This is a genomic window from Ignavibacteria bacterium (genome assembly GCA_025612375.1).
Classification (GTDB): Bacteria; Bacteroidota; Ignavibacteria; order Ignavibacteriales; family SURF-24; genus JAAXKN01.
On sequence record JAAXKN010000068.1, the window covers coordinates 1 to 11937 of the forward strand.

Sequence of the window (11937 nt, forward strand, 5' to 3'; positions counted from 1 at the left end):
AGAGATATGGAAAAAGTTGAAGTGCCGAAAATATCGACTATTGAAAAAGTTGAGGTCAGGAAGCGGGGATGGTGGAGGCGACTGCTGGCGTTTGTGGGTCCCGCATATCTGGTCAGCGTTGGATATATGGATCCGGGTAACTGGGCCACGGATTTGGAAGGCGGGGCCCGGTTCGGCTACGCTTTGATATGGGTCCTTCTGATGTCAAACCTTATGGCTGTGCTTCTGCAGACACTCTCGGCGAGGCTTGGCATTGTGACAGGCTACGACCTGGCTCAGGGCTGCCGCAGGGAGTATCCTAAACCGGTAGGATATGTGCTATGGTTCCTGGCAGAAATTGCAATTGCAGCAACGGACCTGGCCGAGGTAATCGGGACGGTGCTGGGGCTGAATATGCTCTTCGGGATCCCTCTTTTGTGGGGATGCGCCGTAACTGCTTTTGATACATTCCTTCTGCTTGCAATTCAAAGGCTTGGTGTAAGGAAGATGGAAGCCTTTATTGTAATGCTGATCAGTACGATTGCATTATGTTTTTTACTGGAACTGTTCTTTACGAGTCCCGACTGGGGCGGTGTGGTTACAGGATTTGTTCCCCGTCTTCCCGATGGAGCCTTATACGTTGCAATAGGAATAATCGGGGCCACGGTAATGCCTCACAACTTATATCTTCATTCATCGCTCGTGCAGTCGAGGGCAATACCGCAGACATACACCGGGAAAGCCGAGGCGTGCAAGTTCAATCTTCTGGATTCAGCCGTTGCGCTTAACGCGGCATTTTTTGTAAATGCGGCAATTCTGGTACTCAGTGCCGCAACGTTTTTCAGCAGGGGTATTGAAGTAACTGAAATCCAGCAGGCGCATAATCTTCTGCAGCCGATACTTGGCACGGCTCTGGCGCCTGCGTTATTTGCCATTGCGCTTTTAGCTGCGGGGCAGAGTTCCACGCTGACGGGAACGATTTCGGGACAGATAGTTATGGAAGGGTTCCTGAATTTCAAAATGAGGCCGTGGTTAAGAAGGGTTCTGACCAGGGGAATTGCACTTCTTCCGGCTGTTATTGTCATTGCCATTTCCGGAAGCCAGGGAGTCTACCAGCTTTTAATATTTTCGCAGGTGGTATTAAGCCTTCAGCTTCCCTTTGCGGTTATTCCGCTCATTCATTTTACTTCTGATACGGGGAAGATGGGGAGTTTCACCAACAAGCTGTGGGTGAAGGTAGCCGCGTGGATTGTTGCAGGTGCAATTGTTGTATTGAATATGAAGCTTGTAATAGATGCCATGGGAGAGTTTTCCAAAGACCTGGCACTTCCCTATTATGTTTTAGTTCTTGCCGGGGCAGTTTTTCTGGCTGCGGTTCTGCTGTATATATTATTTGCCCCAATATTCGGAAAGCGGAGAGTATGGGAAAGCGGAATTGTAACGCGCGGGCAAACAGTAGCGCAAGGTTTGACGCACAGGCCGATCAGGCATATTGGTGCTGCATTGGAAAACGGGCCTGGTGACAATGACGTAATTTCCATGGCCCTTTCGCTTGCCAGGCCCGATCACTCTATCATTACGCTCATACACGTAATTGAGTCGCCGGGAACGTATGTATACGGTGATGAAAGTGACAGCAGGCATTCCCGCCAGGACGAGGCCTACATGGAGGAGCTGGTTCGTGAGATTGAGAGGCCGGATCTTCCGGTGGAGATATGCCTGAGGGTAGGCAATCCGGTGCAGGTTTTAATAACGGCGGCGCGGGAATTAAAGCTGGACATGCTGGTTATGGGTTCTCACGGGCATACGGGTTTAAGCGACATAATTTTCGGGCAGACGATTACGGGAGTAAGGCACGCGCTTGAGATACCGGTTCTGACGGTAAGGGTAACGGACACGAGGGTTGAGACGCCGATGGTGGAGGAGAATAAAAGTCCAACGTCCGAGGTCCGACGCCCGACGGAATGAGGAAAAGAAGGTCCGACGTCCGGGAGAATGAGCAGGTTCGACGTTCTACTGTAAATACAATTTTTTGATAAAAAGAAGGCCGGTTTTCCATTGAAAACCGGCCATATTATAGATCAGCAACAAAAGGAACTGCGTGGTTACTTTGCAGGCCGTAATGTGTCAGAAATGCATCTTAACATCACGCAATCTTTTATTACATTATATATATATGGTGACGAGGAGCGTTTTCGGAAAATTTTTATTAAAAAAGAAAAAATTCCCGGTTTTTGTGCATTTTTTTACCTTTTAAGGTGCTTTTATCAACTTATTTCCTTAGCTTGCAAGGTATTTTCTTCCAATTTAATTGCTGAAGTCGTTCTTACACCTGTGATTACTGCGTTTATTGATGAATTCCGCCCGCAGGTTATTCGGAAATATTGTTGCTTTTTAATTATTAGTTACTATCTTTATTCAATTCAATATTTAAGTTAGCTAATGCTGTTTGACAGATATCAAAAGTACCTGAATAATAAAAATGTAGCTTTCAAAGTCGCTCTTGTATATGCTTTTCTGGGCGGGCTATGGATACTCACGTCAGATTGGATTCTGGGCAAATTTGTTTCCAATCTTGAGGAGTCGGTTACAATCAGCATTTATAAGGGGATTATGTTTATCCTGCTGACCAGTCTTTTAATATTCGGACTGATCAGTTTTTATATGAAAAGGATAAACAGTTATGTTGAAAGCAAGATCATGGCTGAGAAGGAAGTCCAGAGGAAGAACGTCCAGCTTAAGGTCTTAAACCATGCCTCACGCGACATTAATTCCGTACTGGAAGTCTCTGAGATTATGCGCAAACTGGTTTTTTACGCTTTTGACCTCACGGGAGCCACAGGCGGGGGAACCGGTTTTATACAGAACGGCATGATGACTTTCACAGAGTACAACGATAAAGGCAATATATTCCCTGTAAATTTTACATTTGCCGAAGGCTACGGTGTACCGGGCCACGTTATGGCTACACACCAGGCTTATCTTACAAATGATGCTGCAAATGATCCATACGTCATTCCTGAAATACAAAAGGAATTAAAGTTTACTTCCCTTCTGGATGTGCCAATCCTGGATAAAGACGGCAGACTGGCCGGATGCTTTGAGATTCATAATAAGCCCGAGGGATTTAACGACGAAGACAAAAAGCTCCTGGAGTCGCTTTCTACCATAGCAGCTATTGCCCTTGAGAATGCAGGCATACTGGCAGAGTACAGAAAAGTGCAGTCGGCACTGCAGGAAAGCGAAGAGCGTTTCAGGGTAGCTCTGAACAGGGCCCCCTTCCCTATGGCTATTCACTCATCTGACGGCAAGATAATACATCTCAATGAGGCCTGGACCAAGATCAGCGGCTATGCTCACGAAGAAATCCCTACAATAAGCGACTGGGCGGAAAAAGCATACGGCAGCAGCAATAAAGACGCGATGGTGCAGGTAATAAGCAGTTACTACACTAAGAAAGTAAGCATAAAAGATATCGATTATGTAATAAATACAAAATACGGCACTTCAAGGATATGGAGTTTCGACAGAGCAGATCTGGGAAACCTGCCTGACGGGAAGAGCCTGGTGCTGACGGTGGCAGCTGATCTTACGGATATAAGAAATGCCGAATATAAGCTCAGGCAGCAGCAGGAGGAACAGCTGGAAATATTCAATTCCGTGCCGGCTTTAATATTTTTCAAAAATCTTAAAAACGAGTTTATATGGGTGAACGACACGGCTGATAAGTGGTTCACCTGTCCAAAGGAGGACCTTGTCAACAGGCCGCTGTCCGAAGTATTCCCCGGCGAGGGAGAGGGTTATTACGATTCCGATAAAATAGTAATTGAGACGCAGAGACCCGTCAGGGATGTCGTGGAGCAGATGACAACCCGTGAGGGCCAGAGATGGATTAAGGTTGACAAGATTCCTTTTAAGGATGAACAGGGAAACATAAAAGGAATTGTAGGCATAGCCTCTGATATTACGAATCTCAAGGAAGCTGAAGAGGAGCTTATTAAGGCGAAGGAAAAGGCGCAGGAAGCCGACCGCCTGAAGAGCGAATTTCTGGCGCAGATTTCGCATGAGATCAGAACGCCGATAAATGTAATACTCAGCTATGTATCGCTTTTGAAGGAAGAGATGCAGGAATCTATTAGTGAGCTGACGGAGTACAGCTTTAATGCCATAGACAACAGTGGCAGAAGGTTAATCAGGACGATAGACCTTATACTCAACATGTCGGATGTACAGGCCGGGCGGTATGAATGTCTTTACGAGGAGCTGGATCTGGAAAAGGATGTGCTGAAGCATATTCTGCATGAATTCTCTTCGGCGGCCGATTCCAGGGGGCTGCGCATAAGGCTTAACAGAGGCAATTCCATACCGAAGGTAAAGGCTGACAGCTATACTGTAGGGCAGATATTTATTAATCTTATTGATAACGCCATCAAGTACACGCCCAAAGGAGAAATAGCAGTAAGTTTATGGGAGAATAGCGGACTGGTTTATGTTGAGATATCTGACACCGGGATCGGGATGTCTGAAGAGTTTATGGACAAGCTGTTTGAGCCTTTTGTACAGGAAGACACAGGCTACACTCGCCGTTTTGAAGGCAATGGTTTGGGTCTTGCTCTGGTGAAAAAGTACTGCGAGCTAAACAATCTTGAGATACACGTAAGGAGTGAAAAAGGGAAAGGGACGGCGTTCACAGTCATATTTGAGGAGGAGTAACCTTCGGCGTTTCCGCCGCGGGGATTTGACGTGTAGTAGTCTATGCAGTTATTCAATTATCAATTGCCTATCAGATAAAAATAATTTAACTTTCCGTTAAAAGTTCTGATGATGGGACTATTTTCATCTTGCAAATAATCCATTATTCCGTCTCTGGAAGAATTTTACAGGAGGTTGTAATGAAAACTTTTGTTTTAGGCCTGCTTTTAATTTTTCATTTTACATTAATTTATTCCTATTGCCAGACACCCCTGAAATTCGGAGCCAACCTGGGGATCTCATCTGCAAATCAGAACTACAATAACATTTCAGCCGCCAGGTCGGGAAGATTTGACAGCAAACCGGGATTCAGGTTTGGATTGTTTGGAGAATACATAACCTCTCAAAACCTTAGTTTTATGGGCGAGGCTGCTTATATGCAGAACGGAACAAAAGACAAGGATATTACCGTAATAAGGAAAGCTAATAATGCTCTGGGATATGAAGAAATAGGAACACTTGACCTAAGATATGATTACATCTCGTTATCAGCCCTGGCAAAAGGAAGATATGAATTCAGCAGTTTAACGCCCTACGTTTTTGCAGGACCTGTTCTTAATTACCTTGTTGGCGGCAATGAGCAGTCTGATCAGAACCGGGATATGTATAACAAGTTTGTTCTGGGTTATTCAGCTGCTATAGGAACCGAAATCAACATGCAACTGCCTTTTATCCTTACAGCGGAATTTCGTTACAATCATGATCTGACCAATGCATTCAAGGATGATTACTTTACAATCAAATCTTATTCTTTTGATTTTCTGGTCGGTGTGAAATTCTGAGGCATGGGCGGAGAGATTCCGGTAAGGCTAGAAGTTCGTGGGGTTTTCGTTTGTCATTGCTGATTTATTTTCTAATTATTCAAGGACAGTAAATGAAAAGGCACATTGCATTTATAGTTTTTATTCTGCTTTTATTGTTTTCAATTGCAGGATGCCATTCAAGTCAGGAGCCAAATGCTCCATCCACAGTAAGCAAAGATAATTCTTTCTTCCCGTTAAAGACCGGGAACAAATGGTTTTACAGTTCTAATTTTGCCGATGATTCAGCCTATGTTTTGCCGAACATCAGCATGGTTTGGGAAGTAAAGGGATCAAAAACATTCGGGGACAAGACTTTTTATTTAGTTGAAGAGACTGATTATGACTACAAGGGAGATGTTTCCTTTATTGATACAAATTATTACTCTGTTAAGTCTGACAGTCTGTTTTGCATAGAAGATCCCCAGCCTTCAGGAGATTCATATATTCAGTTCAGAGGATGTTTCTCTTCCGGTTCGGAAAAGTTCATTGTAATACCGTACAGCAACGGAAACCTGGCAGGCCGTCTGGCAAATAAAACTGATTCGCTGGTTACTTTCAATTATTACCGTGAACCCTGGCCTGGTTCTCCGACAGACCTTCCATCGTGGAGGACAACTTTCGAAAAAGGTATTGGAATGACTGCAACAGTAGTTACATGGTCACAGCATGGTAATAAGCTGGTAAGGTACGAATTAAAATAAATTCAGCCCCGGCTTTCTGTTGAGAGCCGGGGTTAGTTATAATAAAATCAGACTCCCGAGAGCAATTGTTTTTCTTCTTCCACAAGGACCTTATCGAGGTCGAGGAGGATTAAAAGCCTGTCTTCCAGCTTGGCTATGGAAGTGATATACTCGGAGTTGATGCCGGCAACGAGGCTTGGAGGAGCTTCCGTGGTGTTTTTTGGTATTCTTAAGACCTCGCTTACGCTGTCTACTATGAAGCCAATTGTACGTCCAGAAAGGTCAACTACAACAATCCTAGTATTGCGGTCGTGTTCCAGCCTGTCGAGGCCAAGTCTTTTCCTCAGGCTTATGACAGGGATTACCCTGCCCCTCAGGTTTATTACTCCTTCGACGAAGGATGGGGAGTTAGGGATAGAAGTAATTTCTATCATCCTTATAATTTCCTGAACTTTCAGTATGTCCACTCCGAACTCTTCACGTCCGATTGTAAAGCTGACTAATTGTAACAATTCTGAACTGTCTGTCTTTTCCATTGCTTATCTCCGTTAATAAATTTGCAAAATAGGTCCGACGTCCGAGGTCCGACGTCAAAAACGCAAAAGATAGGTCAGGAAAGAATCCCGACCTGCAAATATAATAAATTTTCGGTAACAGGAAATTTATTCCTGTCTTCATTATTTATCTCATGAGGTGAGGGCTTTTCCTTTGGGAAAGTTCTTTTTCACGGGCATACCTGATTTCAGTCTCTTTTAATCTGAATCCGCTGATCAGTTCCTGGAGGTTGACTGTAAGGCGGTTTAAGTCCTCGGCAGCACGGGCTATCTGTTCTGTTCCGGCAGCACTTTGCTGAGTTACGCTGGAAATGCCTTCAATATTCTTGGATATCTGCTCTGCAGCGCTGGACTGCTCCTCTGAAGCCGCAGCAACCTGCAGGACCACGTCAGTTGTTTTCTGTGCTCCCTTGAGGATTTCACTTAAGACCTCTGCAACCTCTTCGGTCAGACTCATTCCTGCTTCCACGGCACTCCTGGCTTCTCCCATGGATGAATCAGCCTCTTTTGCTTCTTTCTGAATAGCCTTAATTGTCTCGGCTATTTCCTTTGTTGCTTTGGTTGTACGTTCGGCTAGTTTTCTTACTTCGTCTGCCACAACGGCAAAGCCCCGTCCCTGCTCACCGGCACGGGCAGCCTCAATTGCGGCATTAAGGGCTAAAAGGTTTGTCTGGTCTGCAATGTCATCAATTACCTGAGTTATTTCACCAATCTGTTCACTTCTTTGTGAAAGTGAAGCTACAATTCTTGAGGTTTCCTCTGCTGAAGAAACAATCTTCTCAATTCCCTTCTTTGTATCGTTTATCTTCTTAGCTCCTTTTTCAGCAGCAGAACTTGAGCCTCTGGATACATCGGCAGCTTCATTTGCATTCTTAGCTGTTTCATAGACAGTTTTAGTCATTTCTTCAATAGCACCGGCTACTTCAGTTGCCTGCTGGCTCTGCTCCTGAGCGCCTGCTGCCATCTGTTCAGATGAGGAAGATATTTCGTTTGCAGCTGAGGCTGTAGCCTGTACAGCTTCACTTACCATGGAAAGGGTGTTATGCAGATCCGCAATCATCTTGTTTATATTCTGGCCTAGCTTAAAGAGGTCGCTTTTCTCATCGAGCTGGAGATTCTTTGTAAAGTCGCCCTGGGAAACTAAGCCTATTACATCTGCAATTGGTGCTATCTGCTCATTCAGGTAGGCCTTCTGCTTTGATTCGATGTCGCGCAGGTCAATAAAGGTAACGAAGCAGGCAACCATTTCTTTTTTGCTGTTATATACGGGTCCCGACTGAATTAATGCGGGGAATGCGGCGCCTGTATGATCTTTCAGAGTAAAGGTGCCATTGGCAAAATTCCCCTGGAATGACCTGGTAGAGACCGAATCCTGCAGGAAAATATCTTTCACTTTTTGTATGCCGATCACCTCTTCAGGCTTTTTATTATACTTCATCATATTTAGTGCAGACTGGTTTATTGAGAGGATATTGGTATCCCTGTCGGTAATAAACATAGCTGCACTGAGACCCTGCTGAAAGCTTTGGGCCATGGACATTTCGTCCTTAATTTTTCTAATCATGTTATTAAAGCCTGCAGAAAGCTGACCGATCTCGTCATTGCTCTTATAATCCACCACAGCTGACATATCCCCCACAGCGATTTTGCCTATAGCACTCCTGAGGGCATCGATTGGTTTATTCACTTTTCTGTGAATTAAGAAGAAGTTAATAATCTGAATTATGATCAGTGATGCAACGATTGTACAGATAAGATAGAAGTAAAAATAGCTATCGTCAACATGGCCGTCCACAACTTTCTTTGTGCGGTTATCGAGCATTTTAAAGAAGTCGTCTATCGGCTGAAGTATTATAGCTCTCTGGCGGTTGTAGTTCTCGTCGTGAACGAGGCGCCGGGCAAGTTCCATATCGGGAGCGCCTTTAACGGTATAATTACCGTTAGCGTCCTGGAACAAGCCTTTAACGGCATTCATTGCTTTTTGTTCAGTTGTGACCAGCTCATTGGATTTATCTTCTGATTCTTTAATTTTTGCAAACTCATCATCCGAAAAATTAAGTTCTTTCATCAGCTGTGAAAAAGATGCCGTACGGCCGTCCTTGCGTGGTTTTTTTCCACCAGATATATCCACCAGTTCCCAGTACTGTTTTTCATATTTATCATCACCCGTTACAACATAAGTTCTGGCCAGCCTGGTAAGGTCCTCTGAATTTTGCCTAAGCTCGAGTGCCAGCTGATAAGATTTATATCTAACTTCCTGACTTTCATTAAGCTCTTTTTGTGCACGGAGCATGAGCAGAGTTGACACACCAAGGCCTACAATGGCGAGCCCGGTAATAGAATAAATAATTATGAACATCTTTTTTATTGACATAGATTTCCCTGTCTCATTCAGACTTATTGTTAGTTAATAATGAAATTCCCGGATCGGTGATTCATTATCGGATTATAGTAATTTTAATTTAGTCCGGGGCAGCAGAATCATAATATTTTCTTTTTCCGGCTGGAATTTATTGTTTCAATGCGGTTTTCTTTCTTAACTCTGGCGAGCATGGATAAAAGAGTATCCACAGCGTCTGTTTTTTATCGGACTTCAACCTGAGCGAGGGTTAGCGTTTGTCTTTATACTCAGGTTCTCCGTATTTCCCAGGTTTAGTACCTCGTCTGAAACGCTACAGCCGGGATTGGGGTATGACCTTGTGGGGCATATTGGCGATTTTAAGGATCATTTTATAAGACAGTTCCACAATTTTGGCCACTTTCTGGTAATCTATTCTTTCAATGTCATCTGTAGCCTTGTGGTAGTCTTTTAACATATAATCATAGAAGAAGACTACAGGAATTCCCTTTTGTGCGTAGCTGTAATGGTCACTTCTGTAATACATTCTATCGGGGTCGTGAGGATCATCGAATTTGTAATTTAATGCAAATTTTACTGTTTCATTGTTTGTTTCTTCCAAAATTTTCCTCATTTCATTTCCCAGTCTGGCAGATCCTATGGGGTAGATGGTATCCCTGTTTTCGCGTCCTACCATATCTATATTAACCATTGCAGAGATGTTATTTATTCTGTCAAAATGATTTGTGAAGTATTCAGATCCAAGCATGAGGGCTTCTTCGGAGCCGTGTGAAATAAGAATGACGGATCTTTTATTTTCATGGAGCTTTTTTAGTATTCTTCCAATTTCGAGGACTGAAGTAACGCCTGAGAGGTTATCGTCGGCGCCATTATAGATCTTTCCGTCTATTACGCCAAGGTGGTCGTGGTGTGCTCCAACGACAACGAATTCATCTTTTAATGCAGGGTCAGTTCCTTTAAGGAGACCAACGGCATTGTATGAATTTACAATTTCAGTTTTTAATGATGAATTAACGTTCACTTTAAGGTGTGATAAAGAGGGTTCAACAAATTTACTAAAAGCTTCCGGTCTGATTAAAGCGGCCAAGAAAGAGCCTTTTGGGGCAGTTCCCGGGAAGCGGTGCTGTGGCCTAATGCCGCGGAGCATCATGCGGTCCCAGTCGGCTGTATTGGCGCTGTCTGTAACGATGACAATTCCGAGGGCGCCAAGTCTTTGTGCGGCTCTGATCTTAAAGGCCATATCGGGGGTAATTCCTTTTGAAACGAGTGTATTACGGGCTTTGATATCAGAAGGCATACCGCCTTTCACCAGGACAATTTTGCCCTTAACCTCAAGGTCCTTATAGTCGTCAATCCCCTCTTCACGGATACCGTAGCCGGCATAAACCAGATCAAGCGTTGTATCAATCTTTCCTTTCACGTAACCCTTAAGGAAAAAGTAATTGTCGTAGATTTTAAGTCCCTCAATTTCCTTACCTCCGGAAAGAAACGACAGGCGGCTTTCGGGACTCATAGTGAAGGCTTCGAGCTGAAAGGTCTGGATGAAAGAATTGCCGAGTAAAGGTTCAGCGCCGAGGGATTTCATCTGTTCAGCGATATAGAGGGCAGCTCTTTTTTCGTCATTAGATGCCGTAGCGCGCCCTCTGAGGCTGTCGCCGGCAAGCCTTTCAAGATGAGTTTTAAGGTTTGTAATACTGATTAGAGAATCGCCCCTGAAGGCCGGCTGAGCGGAGATTATTCCGGCAAACAGCATTGTGATTAAAAGGATTAAATTTAGTTTCATAATGACAATCAGTTTATAAATATTATGCCAAAAATAAACAATTTTTGAAAAATGTTGAATTTTGAATTATGAATTAAAAGGCATTTCTTCCATTCATAATTCATAACTCAAAATTCATAATTAATTTTGTTCATTGCTTCTGATTCTGTCCCCTTTAGATTATTATTAAAACCGGGAGATAAGATGATCGGGGAAAAACCTTTTCGTGTGCTGACGCTGGATGGCGGCGGGATGAGGGGGCTTTATACGGCGACACTGTTGACGAAGCTGACGGAGCTTTTTAATAAAGATCACCCGCAGCCTTTCCCAGATTTCGGCAAGGGGTTTGATCTCATATGCGGGACGAGCACGGGATCTATTCTTGCCTGCGGGCTGGCTGCCGGAGTGCCGATAGATGCGCTTAAGGATATTTATATAAAAGAAGGACTTAAGATATTCCCCAGTCCCATGCCGGAGCCGCAGAAGCCGGAGTTTTACCTCTGGGCGGCAAAGCATGCATTTGTAAATTCCGGCGACCGGGAGGAATTGCTTAAGGCGTTAAAGTTTGTCTTTCAGGACAGGACGCTGGAAGACATTTACAGAGAGCGAGGAATAGCGCTCTGCATTGCAGCAGTGGAGGCGCATAAATTCATTCACAGAATTTTCAGGACGCCGCATAACCCTAAAGCGCTTGATGACGGCGAGTATAAAGCCTATGAAGCGGTTCTTTCGAGCTGCACAGCACCCATTCTGTTCCCTGTAAATAAGGTTGAGTTCCATGAAGAGGATGAATACTATGTGGACGGGGGTCTCTGGGCCAATAATCCCGTGCTTCTTGGTATGACTGAGGCTCTGCAGGTAGTTGAGGACAAAGACAGGCCGATAGAGATAATATCCGCCAGCACGTGCAACAGGCTTATGGGGAGCTACAGTCCCCGGGGTTCCGGCATTCGCGCTGCGAATTTGTCACCCCGGGCTACAAATAAATCGTCCGCCGCGCAGGCTGTTGCATAGAGCTTCTTAATTTAGCAAAAAGCCTGCGCATAAA

The 11937-nt window shown here is 44.3% G+C and carries 8 protein-coding genes; 5 read left to right on the forward strand and 3 right to left on the reverse strand.

Going from position 1 to position 11937, the window contains the following annotated elements; all coding sequences use genetic code 11:
• Nucleotides 1-6: 6 nt before the first annotated feature.
• The 4 genes from HF312_20585 to HF312_20600 all read left to right on the forward strand — a co-directional run bounded on the left by HF312_20585 (nt 7) and on the right by HF312_20600 (nt 6235).
• Nucleotides 7-1947: an Nramp family divalent metal transporter gene (locus HF312_20585; GenBank protein ID MCU7522623.1), complete on the forward strand. Its 1941-nt coding sequence runs from the start codon at nt 7-9 to the stop codon at nt 1945-1947.
• Between the two features lie 474 nt (nt 1948-2421).
• Nucleotides 2422-4692: a PAS domain S-box protein gene (locus tag HF312_20590; protein MCU7522624.1), complete on the forward strand. Its 2271-nt coding sequence runs from the start codon at nt 2422-2424 to the stop codon at nt 4690-4692.
• 179 nt (nt 4693-4871) lie between these two features.
• A complete protein-coding gene (locus tag HF312_20595) occupies nt 4872-5513 on the forward strand; it encodes a PorT family protein (GenBank protein MCU7522625.1) in 642 nt (213 codons plus the stop codon).
• 92 nt (nt 5514-5605) lie between these two features.
• The gene (locus HF312_20600; GenBank protein ID MCU7522626.1) at nt 5606-6235 is read left to right on the forward strand and encodes a hypothetical protein; all 630 of its coding nucleotides are present in this window, start codon (nt 5606-5608) and stop codon (nt 6233-6235) included.
• A 47-nt stretch (nt 6236-6282) separates the two neighbouring features.
• Here the strand turns inward: HF312_20600 and HF312_20605 are convergent, their stop codons facing one another.
• From HF312_20605 to HF312_20615, 3 genes are all read right to left on the reverse strand, one after another.
• A complete protein-coding gene (locus HF312_20605; protein MCU7522627.1) occupies nt 6283-6750 on the reverse strand; it encodes a purine-binding chemotaxis protein CheW in 468 nt (155 codons plus the stop codon).
• Between the two features lie 145 nt (nt 6751-6895).
• Complete coding sequence (locus tag HF312_20610; protein MCU7522628.1) at nt 6896-9142, reverse strand: HAMP domain-containing protein; 2247 nt, start codon at nt 9140-9142, stop codon at nt 6896-6898.
• A gap of 298 nt (nt 9143-9440) precedes the next feature.
• A complete protein-coding gene (locus tag HF312_20615) occupies nt 9441-10910 on the reverse strand; it encodes a M28 family peptidase (protein ID MCU7522629.1) in 1470 nt (489 codons plus the stop codon).
• Nucleotides 10911-11093: 183 nt separating this feature from the next.
• Here HF312_20615 and HF312_20620 point away from each other — a divergent pair, with 183 nt between their 5' ends.
• Complete coding sequence (locus HF312_20620) at nt 11094-11903, forward strand: patatin-like phospholipase family protein (GenBank protein ID MCU7522630.1); 810 nt, start codon at nt 11094-11096, stop codon at nt 11901-11903.
• Nucleotides 11904-11937 lie beyond the last annotated feature (34 nt).